This is a genomic window from Micromonospora chokoriensis, assembly GCF_000718555.1.
Lineage (GTDB): Bacteria > Actinomycetota > Actinomycetes > Mycobacteriales > Micromonosporaceae > Micromonospora > Micromonospora chokoriensis_B.
In genome coordinates, this window is sequence record NZ_JOAN01000011.1 from 162,487 (window position 1) to 180,790 (window position 18,304).

Below are 18,304 nucleotides of genomic sequence, written 5' to 3' on the forward strand. Positions count from 1 at the left end.
ACGGACAGGACAGGGAGTCGTAGATGCCGCCGGAGATACAGCAGCCAACGACATCAACAGCCACGGGCCGCGCCAGGGTGAGTCGCCGTCGGACCGCCATCTTTCTTGCCGCCGACGCCCTCGGCTGGGTCGGCGGGTTCACGGTCGCGGGCTGGGCGAGGTACGAGCTAGCTCTCACCGTCGATCAGGCGGTCAACGCGGTACTGCTCGGTGGCGGGGCCGCCGTGCTGCACGTCGGCGTCAGCGCACTGCGCCGCATCCGATCCGGTCGCCAGCCCCTCGGCACCGTCGAGGAGGTTCGTGGCCTCGCCGGCACCACCGCCACCACGGCCGCGGTGGTGCTCGTCGCCCTTCTCGCGCTGGGCGAACGCCCGGTGCCGGCCAGCACCCCCGTGATCGGTGCCGCGCTGGCGCTGCTGCTGATGCTCAGCTGCCGTCTGCTGCACCGGCACCGCCGGGACCGCGCGATGCGACCGGACGCCCGCTCGGCGACCCCGGTGCTGCTCTTCGGTCTCGGCGAGGCCGGGCAGGGGCTGGTGCGCGCGATGCTCAGCGACCCGAAGGGCCGCTACCTGCCCATCGGCGCGCTCGACGACGACCCGGGCAAACACGACCTCCGCATCGCCGGTGTTCCGGTGCTGGGCAGCCGACAGCACCTCGTCGACGTGATCCGCCGCACCGGCGCCACCACCGTGATCTTCGCGGTGGCCAACGCCGACGCCACGCTGATCCGCGAGGTGCGGGAGGCGACCCTGCGCACCGGCGCGGCGTTCAAGGTCCTGCCACCGGTCCGGGAGCTGGTGGACCACCGGATCACGGTCAGCGACGTGCGGGACGTCCAGATCAGTGACCTGCTCGGCCGACGCCAGGTGGTCGGCGACCTGACCCTGGACGACAACGGGCTCACCGGTCGACGCGTTCTGGTCACCGGCGCCGGGGGCTCGATCGGTTCGGAGCTGTGCCGGCAGATCATGCGCGCCAACCCCGGTGAGCTGATGATGCTGGACCGGGACGAGTCGGCCCTGCACAGCCTCCAGATGTCGCTCACCGGGCGCGCGCTGCTGGACGGCCCCGAACTCATCCTCGCCGACCTGCGCGACGACGAAGGCATCCGACGCATCATGCGGGAACGCCGCCCCGAGATCGTCTTCCACGCCGCCGCGCTGAAGCATCTGACCCTGCTGGAACGCCACCCGGGCGAGGCGGTCAAGACAAACGTCTGGGGGACGCTCACCGTCCTGGACGCGTGCCGGGACGTCGCCCGCTTCGTCAACATCTCCACCGACAAGGCCGCCGACCCGATCAGTGTGCTCGGCTACTCGAAGCGCATCACCGAGATGCTTACCGCGCACGCGGCCGCGACCTACCCGGGCACCTTCCTGAGCGTCCGGTTCGGCAACGTCCTGAGCAGCCGGGGCTCGGTGGTGACCGCCTTCCAGCGGCAGATCGAGGCGAGGCAGCCGCTGACCGTCACCGACCCCAACGTGACGCGGTACCTGATGACGGTGCAGGAGGCGGTGCACCTGGTCCTCCAGGCGGCCGCCATCGGCCGCGACGGGGAGGCTCTGGTGCTCGACATGGGCGAGCCGGTCCGGATCGACGACCTCGCCCGCCGCATGGTCGAGCAGGCGGCCAGCGCGGTCCCGATCGTCTACACCGGGTTGCGCCCCGGGGAGAAGCTGCACGAGGACCTACTCGGCCAGGGAGAGGCCGACCATCGGCCGCTGCACCCGTTGATCTCGCACGTGACCGTTCCCGTCCTGGACCCGCTTGAGGTCAGTGGACTGGATCCGTTCGATGAACCTGCCAAGGTCGTCGATCAGCTCGCCCGGCTCTGCGGCATCCTGCACGGCCCACTCCCCCAACGTCGCGGGAGCATTCCGCTGGCCCGCTGACCTCGCTGAAACGGGGCCGACGCCATCCGGCGTCGGCCCCGCTGCGCGTCCTGGCCGTTCAGCTAAGAACCTGTGTGACCAGGTCCTGTGCCTCCTCCTGGAGACGGCGAAGGTGCTCCGGGCCCTGGAACGACTCGGCGTAGATCTTGTAGACGTCCTCGGTGCCGGACGGGCGGGCGGCGAACCAGCCGGACTCCGTGGTGACCTTCAGGCCGCCGATCGGCGCGCCGTTGCCGGGGGCGGTGGTCAACGTCGCGGTGATCGGCTCACCGGCCAACTCGGTGGCGGTGACCTGCTCCGGGGAGAGCTTGCCGAGCACAGCCTTCTGCTCCCGGGTGGCCGGGGCGTCGATCCGGGCGTACGCGGGCGCGCCAAAACGCTCGGCCAGCTCCGCCCAGTGCTCGCTCGGGCTGCGGCCGGTGGTGGCCTGGATCTCGGCGGCCAGCAGGCAGAGCAACAGGCCGTCCTTGTCGGTGGTCCAGGTCGACCCGTCGCGGCGCAGGAACGACGCCCCGGCGCTCTCCTCACCACCGAAGCCGACCGCGCCATCCAGCAGACCGGGCACGAACCACTTGAACCCGACCGGCACCTCCAGCAGCGGCCGACCCAGGTCGGCGGCGACCCGGTCGATCATCGACGAGGAGACCAGGGTCTTGCCCACCGCGGCGGCCGGCCCCCACTCGGTGCGGGTACGGAACAGGTGACGAATCGCCACCGCCAGGTAGTGGTTGGGGTTCATCAGGCCGGCGTCCGGGGTGACGATGCCGTGCCGGTCGGCGTCCGCGTCGTTTCCGGTGGAGATCTGGTAGTCGGCCCGCGCGGCGATCAGCGACGCCATCGCGTTCGGCGAGGAGCAGTCCATCCGGATCTTGCCGTCGCCGTCCAGGGTCATGAACCGCCAGGTCGGGTCGACCGTCGGGTTGACCACCGTCAGGTCCAGTCGGTGCCGCTCGGCGATCTCACCCCAGTACGCCACGCTCGCCCCGCCCAGCGGGTCCGCGCCGATCCGGATCCCCGCGTCGCGGATGGCGTCGATGTCGATCGCCGCCGGCAGGTCGTCGACGTAGTTGGCGAGGAAGTCGTACTCCCCGGTGGTGTCGGCGGCCCGGGCCCGCGCGTAGGTGATCCGGCGGACCTCCTTGAGCCCGGCGGCGAGGATGGTGTTGGCCCGGTCCTGGATCCACCGGGTCACGTCGGTGTCGGCCGGCCCGCCGTTGGTGGGGTTGTACTTGAAGCCGCCGTCGTCGGGCGGGTTGTGCGACGGGGTGATCACGATGCCGTCGGCGAGCCCGCTGGTACGCCCCCGGTTGTGGGTGAGGATCGCGTGCGACAGCGCCGGGGTCGGGGTGTAGCCGTCGCGGCTGTCCACCAGCACGGTGACGCCGTTGGCGGCGAGCACCTCCAGGGCGTCCACCGCGGCCGGCGCGGAGAGCGCGTGGGTGTCCCGGGCGAGGAAGAGCGGCCCGTCTAGCCCCTGCTCGCGTCGGTAGTCGCAGAGCGCCTGGGTGACCGCCAGGATGTGGTCGGAGTTGAACGCGTTGCGCAGGCTGGAGCCGCGGTGGCCGGAGGTGCCGAAGGAGACCTGCTGGGCCGGGTCCGCGGGGTCCGGGTGCTCGGCGTAGTAGGCGGTCACCAGGCGCGGCACGTCGACCAGGTCGGCGGGCTCAGCGGGCTGGCCGGCACGGGGGTGGGTCACTGCGGGATCCTCCTCGGGGAGTGCGGGTCGGTCACGGCACGACCTTCTGGCCCTTGCCGATCACCACGATGCCGTTGTCGGACACGGTGTAGCGCTGCCGGTCCTTCTCCAGGTCGACGCCGATCTCGACGCCCTCCGGGACGAACACGTTCTTGTCCAGGATGGCCCGCCGGACCACCGCGTGCCGGCCGATCTCGACACCCTCCATCAGCACCGAGCCCTCGACGTGCGCCCAGGAGTGCACCCGCACCTTCGGCGAGACGATCGAGTTCTCCACCAGCGAGCCGGAGATCACCACCCCCGGGGAGACCATCGAGCCGACCGCCCGGCCGACCCGCTCACCCCACTGGTGGACGAACTTGGCCGGTGGCCACGGCGGCTGCTCGGTATAGATCGGCCAGTCGAAGTTGTACATGTTGAAGACGGGGTGCACGTTGATCAGATCCATGTGCGCGTCGTAGAACGAGTCGAGCGTCCCCACGTCCCGCCAGTAGCCGCGGTCCCGGTCGGTGCTGCCCGGCACCTCGTTGTCGCGGAAGTCGTAGACGTTCGCCTCGCCCCGCTCGACGAGCATCGGGATGATGCTGCCGCCCATGTCGTGCTTGCTGCTCTTGTCTTCCGCGTCGCGCTCGACCGCCTCGCAGAGCGCCCGGGTGGTGAAGACGTAGTTGCCCATCGAGGCGTAGATCTCATCCGGCGCGTCGGGCAGGCCGACCGCGTCGGTGGGCTTCTCGCGGAACGCCCGGATCCGCTTGCCGTCCTCGCCGACCTCGATGACGCCGAACTGGTCGGCGGTCGACAGCGGCTGGCGGATGCCGGCGACGGTCACCGCGGCGCCGGAGGCGATGTGGTCCTCCACCATCTGCCGCGGGTCCATCCGGTAGATGTGGTCGGCACCGAAGACGATCACGTAGTCGGGCTGCTCGTCGTTGATCAGGTTGAAGCTCTGGTAGATGGCGTCGGCCGAGCCGGCGAACCACCACGGGCCACGACGCTGCTGCGCGGGCACCGGGGTGACGTAGTTGCCGAGCAGCGTGGACATCCGCCAGGTCTTGGTGATGTGTCGGTCGAGGGAGTGGGACTTGTACTGGGTCAGCACGACGATCTTGAGATAGCCGGCGTTGGCCAGGTTGGAGAGGACGAAGTCGACCATGCGGTACATCCCGCCGAACGGGACGGCCGGCTTGGCCCGGTCCGTGGTGAGTGGCATCAGGCGCTTGCCCTCACCACCCGCCAGGACGATCGCGAGAACCTTGGCAGCCATGCCCCGACGCTATCCACCCGCGTCGGACTTCACCACTCGTACGGGGACTCTTCTGCACTAGGGTGCGAGGTCATGACGGAACCCACCCCGCTACGCGTTGACCTTCTCACTCGCGAGTACCCGCCGGAGGTCTACGGCGGCGCCGGGGTGCACGTCGAGTACCTGGCCCGGGAGTTGCGTCGCCTCACCGACGTGCGCGTGCACTGCTTCGGCCTGCCGCGCACCGAGCCGGGCGTCACCGCGTACGCCGAACCGCCGGGCTTGACCGGCGCGAACGCCGCGCTGCGCACGATGGGCGTGGATCTGGAGATGGCCGCCGGCGCGGCCGGCACCGACGTGGTGCACAGCCACACCTGGTACGCGAACCTGGCCGGGCACACCGCGAAGCTGCTGCACGGGGTGCCGCACGTGGTGACCGCGCACAGCCTGGAGCCGCTGCGGCCGTGGAAGGCCGAGCAGCTCGGCGGCGGTTACGCCCTCTCCTCCTGGATCGAGCGCACCGCGATGGAGGCCGCCGACGCGGTGATCGCGGTCAGCGGGGGGATGCGCAACGACGTGCTCACCGCGTACCCGCAGATCGACCCGTCCCGGGTCCGGGTGGTCTACAACGGCATCGACACCATCCAGTACGCCCCGGACTCCGGCACCGACGTGCTCGACCGGCTCGGCATCGACCCCGCGCTGCCCAGCGTGGTGTACGTGGGCCGGATCACCCGACAGAAGGGCCTGCCCTACCTGCTTCGCGCCGCCCGGGAGCTGCCGACCGACACCCAGCTCGTGCTGCTCGCCGGTGCGCCGGACACGGCGGAGATCGCCGCCGAGGTGCAGGAGCTGGTCGCCGAGTTGCGGACCAACCGCTCCGGCGTGGTCTGGGTGGCCGAGATGCTGCCCAAGCCCGAGGTGATCCAGGTGCTCACGCACGCCACCGTCTTCGTCTGCCCGTCGGTCTACGAGCCGATGGGCATCGTCAACCTGGAGGCGATGGCCTGCGAGACGGCCGTGGTGGCGACTGCGACCGGTGGCATCCCCGAGGTGGTGGCCGACGGCGAGACGGGCCTGCTGGTGCCGATCGAGCAGGCCACCGACGGCTCCGGCACCCCACTGGCCCCGGACCGCTTCGTGGCCGACCTGGCGGCCGCGATCAACACTCTGCTCGGCGACCCGGCGCGTACCGCCCGGTTCGGTCAGGCCGGTCGGCGACGCGCGGTGGAGAACTTCTCCTGGGACGCCATCGCCCGGCAGACGCTCGACGTGTACCGCTCGGTCGGCGCGGCCTGAGGGCAGCGGGCGACATGCGGTACGACGAACTCGAAGCGGCGATCCGCCAGTTGGTCGTCGCGGCGCGGGAGGACGCGCTTCGCGCCTTCGGCCTGGACACAGTCACCCGGCTGGTCCGCAGCGAACTGCTCGACACCGCCGCGGACGACGAGTTGGACGAGGACGCGTGGGCGGCTCTGGCCACCGCCCGCGAGAACGTCCGCACGGCCAGCGCCACGGAGCTACGCGCACAGCTGGAGCGGATCGACGCAGGCGTCCTCGCCGACGGCAACCTGGATCAGGGGCTCCTGATCGTCATCACCGCGCTCGAACACTGGACCACCTACCTGGAGGAGAACCAGCGCGGGGAGCTGTACGAGCTGGCCATCCGCTCGGTCGAGGAGGTCGACTTCCAGGTCTCGGCGGACCTGGACGACTTCCTCGCCACCCCGGAGATGACCGCCGAGTACGCCCGGATCACGCGCCTGCTCACCACCGACCTCAGATCGCCGTTCCCGGAGGCGACTTGAGCAACGACGTCGCCTCGGCGGAATAACCACCACGCCCCTCCCGGAGTGCGCTGGCCGCGATGCGGACGAGGTCGATGTTGACCCCGGCGGCACCACTGGGATCGTGCACCTTCAGCTTCACGTCGAGGCTCACTGCGGTCTCACCCCAACCCTGCGCCTCAAGGTTGAGGTGAGCCACCTTCTGCGACGCGAGATGCGGCAGGTACCCGAGCGGGGCCATCTCGACTGTGTCAACCGCCGGCAGGGCGTTGAGCTTGGACTGCTTCTTGGTGTTGGGGTTCTCGACCAGGTTGCGGAAGTCCTCGGTGCCGCCCAGATTGACCTGGTATGAGCTGACCAGGGTGAGGCCCCGCTCCTTCAGTAGCCGCAGCAGCGCGTTGTGCAGCACCGAGGTGCCGAACTGGCTGGCCAGGTCGTCGCCGAGCAGCGGCAGGCCAGCCGCCGCGAACCTGTCCAGCAGGTGCGGGTCGCGGGCGACCGGGTCGGCGGTGGTGTTGATCAAGGCGATACCCGCGGTGAGAGCTGCCTCGGCGTACGCCTGGGCGGTCGTTGGCCGGCCACTCGGTGCCGAATAGAGCAGCACCTCCGCCCCGGCCAGCGCCGCCGCGACCCGTCGCACCCCGGTCGCGTCGGTCGTGTCGACGAGGCCCTTCGTGACCGGCACACCTGCTCTGGGCAGGTCGCAGTTCAGCCGAGGGAAGTTGTTGGGCGCCAGGAAGATCGCCTCGGTCAGGTCCCGACCGATCTTCTCCTCGGAGGTGGCGAAGGCCGCCACGACGTCGATGTCGCCCACCCCGAGCCCGTCGATCATCGGCCGGCGGATGCCGACCAGGCTGCCGCTCTGGCGGTAGAGAGCAAGCCCCTGCACCAATGCCGACGTGTTGTTACCGACACCAACGACCGCGACTCTCACCCGTTCGATCATGGCGGGAGGTTACGTCACCCTCGCGCATTCCGGCGGTCCTGATGGTCCGCTGCGGCGGGACGATCAACGGCGCCAAAGCGTGTCGCACACCTGCTCTAGTCCCTGCTTGTGATCGATGCGTTGGAGCAGGCGGAAGCCGCGGTGGCGGCCTGCTTCGACACGCCCGCCTGGGCTGCCTCCGAGCGCGATCTGGTGGCGGCACTGGACGCGGCGCACCGCATCGAGCAACGCCTGGCGGCGGTCAAGCTCACCCTCGTGCGTGAGTTGGACGGTCGAGGCACCGCGACCGCGCAAGGCGCGTCCTCGACCGCCGTGTGGCTGCGCGACCGGCTGCGCCTCGGGGTCGGTGCCGCCCGCCGTCTGGTCGAGCTGGCCACGGCGCTCGACGCCGCACCGGCCGGCGTGCGGGACGCGCTGGCCGGTGGAGCGGTCGACGTGGAGCAGGTCCGGGTCATCGCCGCCACGGTCGAGACCGTCCACACCGCCGCCGGCACGGAGGCTGCCGACAAGGCCGTCAGTGTCCTCGTCGAGTGGGCGGCACAGTTCGATGCCGCCCTGCTGCGCAGGCTCGGCACCCGCATCCTCGACCACATCGCCCCGGAGGTCGCCGACGCCGCCGCCGACGCGGCGCTGCGGGCGCAGGAGTCGCGGGCCGCCCGGGACCGGCACGTCACCATCAGCGAGCAGACCGACGGCCGGTTACGCCTCTGCGGCATCCTCGACACCGAAGCCGCCGCCGCGTTGCGCGCCGCCATCGACCCGCTCGCCACGCCCACCGGGCCCGACGACTCCCGCACCCCGGGGCAACGCCGCCACGACGCCCTGGCCGACGTGTGCCGGCTCGCCCTTCGTACCGGTGAGCTACCCGAGAACGGCGGCGACGTCGCCCAGGTCGTCGTCACCACCGGCTACGACGGGTTGACCCGACAGCTGGGCACCCCCGCTCTCGACACCGGCCTGCACCTCAGCGCCGACGCCGTGCGTCGGCTCGCCTGTGACGCCGCCATCCTGCCCGCCGTGCTCGGCGGCGCCGGTCAACCACTCGACGTCGGCCGACAACGCCGCCTCATCAGCGGCCCGCTACGACGCGCCTTGGTGCTGCGCGACCGCGGCTGCGCGTTCCCCGGCTGCGACCGACCACCGCGCTGGCGCGACGCCCACCACATCCACCACTGGGCCGACGGCGGCGACACCAGCCTCAACAACGCCGTCCTACTCTGCGGCCACCACCACCGGCACCTCCACCACAGCGACTGGAAAGTCCAACTCAGCGGCGACGGCCACCCGGAATTCATCCCACCCGCCTGGCTCGACCCCGACCACCTCCCCCGCCGCAACCACTACCACCGACGCAACTAGTGCCGCGACCACCAACGTTCGCCGGGCTGTTGGTTACGCCAACGCCACTTCGCCCGTCTGCTCGGCGGTGCCACCCGCTGCCGCTCCACCGTGCCGCTCCGGCAACGGCTTTCTCCGCCGGCCACGACGGTTTCCTGCTCACCCGCCTGGCCGTGGCTGCCATCGACTCGTACCGGGCTGGCTAGTCCGGGTAGGAGGGGTCGATCACCATCTCCCGAATCTCGATGATCCCGGGCCAGAGCCGGGAGACCGGGTCGGTGCCGCGGCGCAGCCAGAGAGTTGTGCCGTCGGCGGCCGTCGCGGTCTCGATGACGTGGTCGGCATCCGCCTCGATGCGGCCGGTCTCGACCCGGCCCAGGCCAAGCCTCTCCGCCTCGGTCCGCAGGTCGGCGCGGGCGAGGAACAACAGGGCCGCGCGGCCCGGGTCCACGCCGACCGCGGCGGGCTCGACGCGGGCCAGCCACGGATCCAGCGCCTCCACGGTCCGGGCGATCGTGGTCGCCGGGACGCTGACGAAGAGCCGGGCGACGACATCGGCCTTGGCCGGCTCGATCTCCAGGTTGCGGTCGGGGGTGAGGCCGGTGCCGTGGGTCGCGCCCTCCCAGCCCAGTTCCTGGTCGGCCCGGTCGATCACCAGCCGGGTGGCCGGGGGGCCGGACGGGGGTGCGCTGGTCTCGGCGTAGCGGACGTTTCGCATGTAACCGAAGTCCTGCTCACGCCAGCCGAAGCGGTGCAGCAGCCGGTGTGCCATGGCGTGCATGGCGCGTTCCTCGTTCACCGCGACGAGGGAGCCCGACAGCAGCAGGTCCGCGCGTTCGACGTCGACGTCCACCCCGTCAGCGCCGATTTCCTCTGCGAGCGGAGCGTATCGGCGCAGAGTGTCCGCGGCATTCGCGGTGCCGCGTTCCAGCCTGAGCATCGCCTTCGTCGCGAACGGCGGCTTGCTCCTCTTCGTCACACGTGCTCCTTGGTGGAGAGCCTGGCGAACCGGGCCCTATTGTCCATGTCCCAATTCGCCCGGTGTCATCCGACATGGCGGGTGGCGGCGAGTTGGGCCAGGCCGGCCGGAGCGTCGGCGGACCGCCACACGACAGCGACCAGCTTCCGTACCGCCGGCCGGTCGTGCACCTCACTGCGGGCGGTGCGTTCTGCGTCGAGGACCGCCCAACCCGCGCGGTGCATGTCGCCGGCCCGGGCCGATGTCGCGGGCGATCTCAATTGCCTGGTCGAGCGCCTGGCGGGCAGCACGTTCACTTCCCCCGCCTGCGGCGGCAAGGGCGGCTTGAAGGAGCAGCGTCCCGCGCAGCGCCACGCTGGCCGAGGATCCGTCGTGTGTACCGAGGCGGTCAGCGGCGACGAGCGCGGCATCCAGAGCGGACCGCCGTCGACCACGGGACCGCAAAGCCTGACTCAGTGACACGGTGGCGATGCCGGCCACCTGCGGGTCGTGGGTCGCCAGGGCGACTGTCATTCCCCGGTCGGCGGCCAGCCAGGCCAACTCCCCCTGGTCGACCTTGACCAGCGCCAGCGCGATGAGCGCGTACACCGACACCAGCAGCGCGGGCGGCGTGCGCTTCGCGGGCGGTGTGCGCTTCGCGGGCCGCGTCGAGCAGGTCGGGCAGCAGTGCCAGCAACGCCGGGTACCGGGCATGCCGATAGCTCTGCTCGGCATGCTCCAGCCGGGCCCGCAGCTCCTCGACCAGCGGCGGTCGGTCCCTGCCCGGCAGGTGATAGCGGGCCAGCGCCGTCCGAATCCCGTCCACCCCAGCGGCGACCGGAGTCGGTCGCACGGGCCGGGTGGCCAGCAGAACCTCCACGTCGACGCGCAGCGTCTCGGCGACCTCCCGCAGGTTGGACACCCGCTCCAACCGGCGTACCCCACGCTCGACCTTGTCCACCCAACTCTTCGACTTACCGAGCCGGTCGGCGAACTGCTGCTGCGTCATGTTCCGTCGTACCCGCCACTGCGCGACCCGGCGACCCACCGGCAGCTCGTTCACCGCCGGCCCGTCGCGCTCACCGCAGGACCCCCACCACAAACAGCACGAGTACGACCACCGCGATCGCGACGCCGTAGGAGTACTGCCGCCGGGTGAGCGGCGCCCGCGTCGGCTGGGGCGGACCGGGCACCCGGTCCCCGTCCGGCTGCGGAGGCCGCGCGCCAGCAATGGGGTACGCGGGCGGCAACGGCCCGTCCGGCAAACGCTCGTACAACTGTGCCTCCTCGCGGCACGACGGATTGGAACCCGCCCGCCTGACGCCGTTCAGGACCCTCGCACAACCTAGATCCACTCGGGTTCCAGGAAGCCGCCGCATCCGGCTCGCGCCCATGCCGCGCTTTCATTGAACACGAGTGGATCTTGACGGCGGCCGGGCAGCGGCCGGGCCGGCGATCATTCGTCCGGCGTGGTCAGCGTCAAAGTCGGGAAGTACGTGCGGTACCAGGCCCCGTCACGGGTCAGCAGGTGGTATCGGCACACCGCCACATGCGCCCCGACGTAGAAGTCGGCAAGCGCGGACCGCTTCACGCCGCCCAGTTTCCGGTACCGCGCGTACGCCTTGCCGGCGAGGGAGCCCGCCAGGTAGGGCAGCTCCTCGCGAAGGAAGTCCCCCGCCGGCAATGCCTCGTCCAGCTCTTCGATCCGGTCGAAACGAACCGACACCTCGGCGTACACGATGGGGTTGATCACCAGATCGCCCGCGTCGCGGGCCTCAGCGAGGGCGGTGCCGGACCACTCCGCCCACTTGGGGTCGTCGGTGAGGATGTCCAGCAGCACGTTTGTGTCGACCAGGGTCGTGGTCGCGTCTGGTGAGCGGGCAGGCAGGGCGCGGTCACGTAATACCAACGACACGCGACACGTGTCGATTCGCGATCCGAGCGATGTCACTGCGGGAGCGGCACCTGGGGTGCTTGGCCGCGCGCGAACGGATCTCGCGCAGTAGGTTGGCGGGGTGACTGGACGGTTCCCGATCGAAGACGTCTCCCCCGTCGTCTCGTGCGGGCGATACCCGGCGAAGGCGGTGGTCGACGAGCCGGTTCCGGTGTCGGCGCGCGCCTACCGGGAGGGGCACGACGCGCTGGGCTGCAACGTGGTGTGGGCTGGTCCGGACGGCGTGAGCCGACCGTTCACCCGGATGCGCCCCGGCGAACCCGGCCAGGACCGTTGGCACGCCACCATCGCACCGGACGCCGTCGGCTCCTGGACCTTCTCCGTCGAGGCGTTCCAGGACCCGTACCTGACCTGGCAGAACGCGGTGACCAAGAAGATCGCCGCCGGGCAGGGGCCGGAGGACCTGGCCAACGACCTGGCCGAGGGCACGCGGGTGCTCGCGGCCGCCCGGGATCTCGTACCGAGCGCCGACCGGCCCCGGGTCGCCGACGCGCTCACCGCGCTCGTCGACACCGACCTGCCGCTGGCGCAGCGGGTCGATCCGGCGCTGGCCCTGGCCGACCTGCTCTGGGAGCACCCGGTACGAGAGATGGTCACCGCCGGTGACACGTACTCGATCTGGGTTGACCGCAAGCGGGCGCTCTACTCGGCCTGGTACGAGTTCTTCCCCCGCTCCGAAGGAGCGGTGGGGGACGTCTCCGGCACCTTCGCGACCGCCACCGAGCGGCTGGCGGGGGTGGCCGCGATGGGCTTCGACGTGCTCTACCTGCCGCCGATCCACCCGATCGGCCGGGTGAACCGCAAGGGCCGCAACAACGCGCTCACCGCCGGGCCGACCGACGTGGGCTCACCGTGGGCGATCGGGGCCGCCGAGGGCGGCCACGACACGATCCACCCCGATCTGGGTACGCCGGCAGACTTCCGGGCCTTCATCCAGGCGGCGGCCGCGCAGGGCCTGGAAGTGGCGATGGACCTGGCGTTGCAGTGCGCGCCGGACCACCCGTGGGTCACCGAGCACCCGGAGTGGTTCACCACCCGGGCCGACGGCAGCATCGCGTACGCGGAGAACCCGCCGAAGAAGTACCAGGACATCTACCCGGTCAACTTCGACAACGATCCGGAGGGCATCCGGGCCGAGGTGCTGCGGGTGGTCCTGCACTGGGTCGGCGAGGGCATCCGGATCTTCCGGGTGGACAACCCGCACACCAAGCCGTTCGACTTCTGGCACTGGCTGATCGCCGAGGTCAAGGCGGTCGATGAGGACGTGCTGTTCCTGGCCGAGGCGTTCACCCGGCCCGCCATCATGCACGGCCTCGGCAAGATCGGCTTCACCCAGTCGTACACCTATTTCACCTGGCGCACGACGGCCGCCGAAATGCGGGCGTACTGCGAAGAGCTGATCGAGGCGGCCGACTACATGCGGCCGAACTTCTGGCCGAACACGCCGGACATCCTGCACGAGTCGTTGCAGCACGGCGGCCCGCCGATGTTCAAGATCCGGGCGGTGCTGGCCGCGCTGCTCTCCCCCTCCTGGGGCCTGTACGCGGGCTACGAGCTGTTCGAGCACGTGGCCCGGCCTGGCGCGGAGGAGTACCTGGACAACGAGAAGTACGAGCTGCGGCCCCGGGACTGGGCCGGCGCCGAGGCGCAGGGCCGCTCGCTGGCGCCGTTCCTGGCCACCCTCAATCGGGTACGCCACGACAACCCCGCCCTGCACCAGCTCCGCAACCTACGCTTCCACGAGATCGACAACCCGGCGCTGCTCTGCTGGTCCAAGCACGACCCGGAGACCGGCAACACGGTCATCGTGGTCTGCTCGTTCGACTCGCGCGAGGTGCAGTGGGGCAACACCACCCTCGACATGCCGGCGCTCGGCTTCGACTGGCACGAGCGGTTCACGGTGCACGACGAGCTGACCGGCACCAGCTACGACTGGGGTCAGCGCAACGCGGTGCGGCTCGACCCGTACCTGCAACCGGCGCACGTCCTGATGGTCCGTCGCCCGACCCCACCGAGCGTGCCGCTGCCGGCGGGCGCCGAGCCGGCGGACCTCACCGTCGCCGATGTGCCGGACGACCTGTCCGGCGGCACCGCGCCGGCAGCACCCGCACCGACAGCTCCCGTTCCGACTCCGCCCCGCCGGTCGGGCCCGGTTCCGACCCCACCGCGCCGATCGGCGACCCGCCCGCCCGCCTCCGCACCGACCGACGCCGCCCCGAAGGACGCCCGATGGACCAGCTGATCTCCGGCGCGACGCACGACCCGCACGCGCTGCTCGGCGCGCACCCCGCCGACGGCTCGACGACGATCCGCACGATGCGTCGGGGTGCCGGCGACGTCGTGCTGCTCGTCGGCGACGAGCGGCACCCGATGAAGCGGGTGCACGACGTGGGCGTCTTCGAGGCCCAGGTCGAGGGCACTGTGCTCGACTACCGGGTGGAGGTCGACGGCACCGCCCACGACGACCCGTACCGCTACCCACCGACCCTCGGTGAGCTGGACCTGCACCTGATCCGCGAGGGCCGGCACGAGCGGCTGTGGGAGGCGCTCGGCGCGCGGGTCTTCGACGAGGGCGTCGCGTTCAGCGTCTGGGCGCCCAACGCCCGTGGGGTCCGGGTCATCGGCGACTTCACCGGCTGGTCCCCCGACGACGGCTGGCCGATGCGGTCACTCGGCTCCAGCGGGGTGTGGGAGCTGTTCGTCCCCAACGCCCGGGTCGGGGCCCGCTACAAGTACCGGGTGCTCGGCGCCGACGGGCAGTGGCGGGACAAGGCCGACCCCCTGGCCGCGTACGCCGAGGTGCCGCCGGCCACCGCCTCGGTGGTGCACCACTCGACGTACCGGTGGGACGACGCGGACTGGCTGGCCCGGCGGGCCGAACGGCAGCCGCACCAGGAGCCGATGAGCGTCTACGAGGTGCACCTCGGCTCGTGGCGGCCCGGCCTGGGCTACCGCGAGCTGGCCGAACAGCTCACCGCGTACGTCACCGAGTTGGGCTTCACGCACGTGGAGTTCCTGCCGGTGATGGAGCACCCGTTCGGCGGCTCCTGGGGCTACCAGGTGACCGGCTACTACGCGCCGACCTCCCGCTTCGGCGACCCGGACGAGTTCCGCCACCTGGTGGACCGGCTGCACGCCGCCGGCATCGGCGTACTCCTGGACTGGGTGCCCGCGCACTTCCCGAAGGACGAGTGGGCCCTCGCGCGCTTCGACGGCACCCCGCTCTACGAGCACCCCGACCCGCGGCGCGGCGAGCACCCCGACTGGGGCACGTACGTCTTCGACTTCGGCCGCAACGAGGTGCGCAACTTCCTGGTCGCGAACGCGCTCTACTGGTGCGACCAGTTCCACATCGACGGGCTGCGGGTCGACGCGGTCGCGTCGATGCTCTACCTGGACTACTCCCGCAACCACGGCGAGTGGGCCCCGAACAAGTACGGCGGTCGGGAGAACCTGGAGGCCATCGCGTTCATGCAGGAGGTGAACGCGACCGTCTACAAGCACCACGCCGGCGTCGTCATGATCGCCGAAGAGTCCACCGCCTGGCCGGGTGTCACCCGCTCCACGGCCGAGGGCGGGCTGGGCTTCGGGTTCAAGTGGAACATGGGCTGGATGCACGACACCCTGCTCTACACCTCGAAGGACCCGATCTACCGCCAGCATCACCACCACCAGCTCACCTTCTCCCTGGCGTACGCCTGGAGCGAGAACTACGTGCTGCCGATCAGCCACGACGAGGTCGTGCACGGCAAGGGCTCGCTGGCCGCCAAGATGCCCGGCGACACCTGGCAGCGACTGGCGAACGTGCGGGCGCTGCTGGCGTACATGTGGGCGCATCCCGGCAAGCAACTGCTCTTCATGGGCTCCGAGCTGGCCGACGACCGGGAGTGGAGCGAGGAGCGCGGCCTCGACTGGTACCTGCTGCACGACCCGGCCCGCGCCGGCGTGCAACGCCTCGTCGGTGACCTCAACCGGGTCTACCGGGACACCCCGGCGCTCTGGGCCCAGGACACCGAACCGGCCGGGTTCCGCTGGATCGCCGGCGACGACGTCGCCAACAACACCGTGTCGTTCGTCCGGATCGCCCCGGACGGCTCGACGCTGGTCTGCGTGGCGAACTTCTCCGCCCAGCCACTGCATGACTACCGGATCGGGTTGCCGGCCGGCGGGACCTGGCAAGAGGTGCTCAACACCGACGCGCACCACTACGGCGGGTCCGGGGTGGGCAACCTGGGCGCCGTGCACGCCGAGGACGTGCCGTGGCACGGCATGGTGGCGTCAGCGGCGCTCCAGGTCCCCCCGCTGGGAGCCGTCTGGCTCCGCCAGAGCTAACCGGGGCCACCGAGTCGATCATGGAGTTGTGGTGGGTGACAAAGCGCCCGCACAACACCAAACCAGGCACCACAACTCCATGATCGACGGAGCAGCTCCGCCCCTTCTCCGCGATCTTGCACTTTCTGTCGCGGCATAGGAGGCATTACGCGCAATTCGGCGACCGAAACTGCAAGATCGGCGCGGGCGGGGCGATCCCGTCAGCACCGGACCCACAAATGACGCCGTCCGCTTGATCACTTGATGCTGAGTAGCTCTGTGGATCTCCTGGCAACTACTCACCATCAAGTGATCATGGGTGCGAAGCGTGCGCTGGCGCTGAATTAGCCTCCTTCCGAGAGGGTTCACCGAGAAGGGGCTGCTGGATCGCGTCGGTCACGATCGCCACCACCAACATTGCATGACTGTCATCGACTCAAGGCACCCAATTTTGCTCGAACGAAGTCCGCGACCGCTGCTACGAGCTTGCCTTCGGCGAAACCTTCGCGTGTCGCCCCACTTTCTCGATCGGCAAGGCTGAGCAGCACGAGGAACTGCCCGAATCTGAGCCAGAAGGACGAAACTCTGCATTCCCCGTTCTGGCCGTGTACGCAAATCTCCTCAGCATTGTCGGCGCTGGCGAGAGTAAGTGTCGAAACGGTGACCTGGGAGAAGTCTTCCCGATAACCGCCCTCCGGCCCACCATTTCGCCAAGAGACATCGCCCCAGAACAAGTTTCTGGCCTTTGACACCTCGAGGCGGAGGACAACGCCGCTGTCACCGACCTGCCAGCGCCTGACTTTAGTGCCAGCCGCACCGGGTAGATCGAAATTCTCTTCACCGACCAATGGGGCAGGCACAGAGTCGGCGACGACGGCCGCAGGAACGAGCAGACCCTCCACGTTGAAGTTCCGATTCTCCTGTCGCACTACAGGGCGCAGCCCCCACAGCAGGGCCAAGGCCACGACGACAACGAAACCCAGGAGAAGTGTCGCAGCCCTCTTCCCCGCCGCTGCGCTATGGAAGATCATCACGCGCACGATAGTCGATTACCTGCGCCAGCCTCGGAAGGGCCTTTCGGGTGCGGTCAGACCAGGCCGGCGTCGCGCAGCAGCATCCAGAGGCCGGCGCCGTCCGGGGCGGACAGCCACTTCTGCCCCACCGGCCCCGAGGATGGACGGCCGGCCGGGGCGGGCAGGCTACCGGCCAGCACCGACTGGGTCGGGGAGAGACGGCGGATCGCCACCCCGGCGACGTTCTCCGGGTGGGCGGCGGCGAACTCCCGGTAGATCTCCTGGTCGTGCTGGCCGTCGTCGCCGACCAGCAGCCAGCGCACGTCGGGGAACTCCCGGGCCAGCCGGGCCAGCGTGACCCGCTTGTGCTCCATGCCGCTGCGGAACCAGCGGTCGGCGGTCGGGCCCCAGTCGGTGAGCAGCAGCGGCCCGGCCGGGTAGAGGTGCCGGGACAGGAAGCGGGTCAGGGTGGGCGCCACGTTCCACGCGCCGGTGGAGAGGTAGAAGACCGGCGCGCCGGGGTGCGCGGTGACCAGCCGTTCGTAGAGCACCGCCATGCCGGGTACGGCGGCGCGGGCGTGCTCGTCGAGCACGAACGTGTTCCAGGCGGCGAGTAGCGGCCGGGGCAGCGCGGTCACCATGACCGTGTCGTCGATGTCGGAGAGGATGCCGAACTTGACGTCCGGGTCGAGGATGCGCACCGGCGCGTCGACCGGCTCGGCGTCCGGGACGCTGAGCCGGACCGTGCCCCAACCGGGTGGCAGGTCGGCCTCGACAAGCGTGTCGACGAAGCCACTGCGGTCGGCCTGCGTCTCGTGTCGCACCCCGCCGGCCTCGATGGTCACGGTGACGTGCTTGTTGGGCAGGGTGGTGAAGCTGCGCCAGCCGCGGACCTTGTCCAGCCGACCCCGCTGGCGGGTGTCCGGACGGCCGAGCAGGACCCGGCACATCACCCGCACCCAGCCCGGTGCGCCATAGCCGGTGTACGCGACGATGTTGACCCGCCAGCCGGTGCGCCGCAGCCGACGCTGGACGAGCTGGTGCACGGCGTCCTCGATCCGCGCAGCCCGGTGCAGGTTCGGAACGGCCAGTTGGCCGGCGGGAGTGGGTGGCACGCGCCAACCCTGCCACACGCCGTCAGCCACGGCCACGCGAGCCGGTCA

The 18,304-nt window shown here is 70.5% G+C and carries 16 protein-coding genes; 6 read left to right on the forward strand and 10 right to left on the reverse strand.

The window, feature by feature from the left end:
- Positions 1-77 precede the first annotated feature (77 nt).
- Positions 78-1,895, forward strand: a complete 1,818-nt coding sequence (locus IF46_RS0116515; protein ID WP_420063572.1) for a polysaccharide biosynthesis protein — start codon at positions 78-80, stop codon at positions 1,893-1,895.
- A gap of 58 nt (positions 1,896-1,953) precedes the next feature.
- On the opposite strand, the gene pgm is transcribed toward IF46_RS0116515, so the two are convergent.
- Complete coding sequence (gene pgm, locus IF46_RS0116520; protein ID WP_030489243.1) at positions 1,954-3,591, reverse strand: phosphoglucomutase (alpha-D-glucose-1,6-bisphosphate-dependent); 1,638 nt, start codon at positions 3,589-3,591, stop codon at positions 1,954-1,956.
- Between the two features lie 31 nt (positions 3,592-3,622).
- Complete coding sequence (glgC, locus tag IF46_RS0116525) at positions 3,623-4,855, reverse strand: glucose-1-phosphate adenylyltransferase (RefSeq protein ID WP_030489244.1); 1,233 nt, start codon at positions 4,853-4,855, stop codon at positions 3,623-3,625.
- Between the two features lie 72 nt (positions 4,856-4,927).
- On the opposite strand from glgC, the gene glgA reads away from it, so the two are divergent.
- Both glgA and IF46_RS0116535 read left to right on the forward strand, forming a co-directional pair.
- Positions 4,928-6,133, forward strand: a complete 1,206-nt coding sequence (gene glgA, locus IF46_RS0116530) for a glycogen synthase (RefSeq protein WP_030489245.1) — start codon at positions 4,928-4,930, stop codon at positions 6,131-6,133.
- 14 nt (positions 6,134-6,147) lie between these two features.
- Positions 6,148-6,642: a hypothetical protein gene (locus IF46_RS0116535; RefSeq protein ID WP_051723954.1), complete on the forward strand. Its 495-nt coding sequence runs from the start codon at positions 6,148-6,150 to the stop codon at positions 6,640-6,642.
- Here IF46_RS0116535 and IF46_RS0116540 read toward each other — a convergent pair.
- Positions 6,614-7,567 (reverse strand): inositol-3-phosphate synthase, encoded by a 954-nt coding sequence (locus IF46_RS0116540; protein ID WP_030489247.1) that lies wholly within the window; start codon positions 7,565-7,567, stop codon positions 6,614-6,616. The two genes, IF46_RS0116535 and IF46_RS0116540, sit on opposite strands and share 29 nt — an antisense overlap.
- A 120-nt stretch (positions 7,568-7,687) precedes the next feature.
- Here IF46_RS0116540 and IF46_RS0116545 point away from each other — a divergent pair, with 120 nt between their 5' ends.
- Positions 7,688-8,926, forward strand: a complete 1,239-nt coding sequence (locus IF46_RS0116545; protein ID WP_051723955.1) for an HNH endonuclease signature motif containing protein — start codon at positions 7,688-7,690, stop codon at positions 8,924-8,926.
- A 181-nt stretch (positions 8,927-9,107) separates the two neighbouring features.
- Here the strand turns inward: IF46_RS0116545 and IF46_RS0116550 are convergent, their stop codons facing one another.
- The 5 genes from IF46_RS0116550 to IF46_RS0116570 all read right to left on the reverse strand — a co-directional run bounded on the left by IF46_RS0116550 (position 9,108) and on the right by IF46_RS0116570 (position 11,772).
- The gene (locus IF46_RS0116550; RefSeq protein ID WP_051723956.1) at positions 9,108-9,845 is read right to left on the reverse strand and encodes a hypothetical protein; all 738 of its coding nucleotides are present in this window, start codon (positions 9,843-9,845) and stop codon (positions 9,108-9,110) included.
- Between the two features lie 104 nt (positions 9,846-9,949).
- Positions 9,950-10,108: a hypothetical protein gene (locus IF46_RS34405; protein ID WP_157563085.1), complete on the reverse strand. Its 159-nt coding sequence runs from the start codon at positions 10,106-10,108 to the stop codon at positions 9,950-9,952.
- A gap of 164 nt (positions 10,109-10,272) precedes the next feature.
- Positions 10,273-10,926: a helix-turn-helix domain-containing protein gene (locus tag IF46_RS32585; RefSeq protein ID WP_051723957.1), complete on the reverse strand. Its 654-nt coding sequence runs from the start codon at positions 10,924-10,926 to the stop codon at positions 10,273-10,275.
- A 16-nt stretch (positions 10,927-10,942) separates the two neighbouring features.
- Positions 10,943-11,140 (reverse strand): hypothetical protein, encoded by a 198-nt coding sequence (locus IF46_RS0116565; RefSeq protein ID WP_030489250.1) that lies wholly within the window; start codon positions 11,138-11,140, stop codon positions 10,943-10,945.
- Between the two features lie 179 nt (positions 11,141-11,319).
- Entirely contained in the window at positions 11,320-11,772 is a 453-nt protein-coding gene (locus tag IF46_RS0116570) for a type II toxin-antitoxin system VapC family toxin (RefSeq protein ID WP_084597937.1), read from the reverse strand.
- Between the two features lie 106 nt (positions 11,773-11,878).
- Here IF46_RS0116570 and IF46_RS0116575 point away from each other — a divergent pair, with 106 nt between their 5' ends.
- Positions 11,879-14,059 (forward strand): alpha-1,4-glucan--maltose-1-phosphate maltosyltransferase, encoded by a 2,181-nt coding sequence (locus IF46_RS0116575; RefSeq protein ID WP_036392285.1) that lies wholly within the window; start codon positions 11,879-11,881, stop codon positions 14,057-14,059.
- Positions 14,047-16,149: a 1,4-alpha-glucan branching protein GlgB gene (gene glgB, locus IF46_RS0116580; protein WP_030489253.1), complete on the forward strand. Its 2,103-nt coding sequence runs from the start codon at positions 14,047-14,049 to the stop codon at positions 16,147-16,149. The genes IF46_RS0116575 and glgB overlap by 13 nt, the downstream gene beginning before the upstream one ends.
- 407 nt (positions 16,150-16,556) lie before the next feature.
- On the opposite strand, the gene IF46_RS34410 is transcribed toward glgB, so the two are convergent.
- Together IF46_RS34410 and IF46_RS0116585 are read right to left on the reverse strand one after the other, a co-directional pair.
- Positions 16,557-17,159, reverse strand: coding sequence for a hypothetical protein (locus tag IF46_RS34410; protein ID WP_157563089.1), 603 nt, complete (start codon positions 17,157-17,159; stop codon positions 16,557-16,559).
- A 56-nt stretch (positions 17,160-17,215) separates the two neighbouring features.
- Positions 17,216-18,256, reverse strand: a complete 1,041-nt coding sequence (locus IF46_RS0116585; RefSeq protein ID WP_030489254.1) for an App1 family protein — start codon at positions 18,254-18,256, stop codon at positions 17,216-17,218.
- Between the last annotated feature and the right edge of the window lie 48 nt (positions 18,257-18,304).

Excerpts from the sequence above, each read along its gene's own strand:
- glgC (WP_030489244.1), bottom strand. The coding sequence starts at position 4,855 with ATGGCTGCCAAGGTTCTCGCGATCGTCCTGGCGGGTGGTGAGGGCAAG.
- glgA (WP_030489245.1), top strand. The coding sequence starts at position 4,928 with ATGACGGAACCCACCCCGCTACGCGTTGACCTTCTCACTCGCGAGTAC.
- IF46_RS0116535 (WP_051723954.1), top strand. The coding sequence starts at position 6,148 with ATGCGGTACGACGAACTCGAAGCGGCGATCCGCCAGTTGGTCGTCGCG.
- IF46_RS0116540 (WP_030489247.1), bottom strand. The coding sequence starts at position 7,567 with ATGATCGAACGGGTGAGAGTCGCGGTCGTTGGTGTCGGTAACAACACG.
- IF46_RS0116550 (WP_051723956.1), bottom strand. The coding sequence starts at position 9,845 with ATGCTCAGGCTGGAACGCGGCACCGCGAATGCCGCGGACACTCTGCGC.
- IF46_RS34405 (WP_157563085.1), bottom strand. The coding sequence starts at position 10,108 with ATGCACCGCGCGGGTTGGGCGGTCCTCGACGCAGAACGCACCGCCCGC.
- glgB (WP_030489253.1), top strand. The coding sequence starts at position 14,047 with ATGGACCAGCTGATCTCCGGCGCGACGCACGACCCGCACGCGCTGCTC.
- IF46_RS34410 (WP_157563089.1), bottom strand. The coding sequence starts at position 17,159 with ATGATCTTCCATAGCGCAGCGGCGGGGAAGAGGGCTGCGACACTTCTC.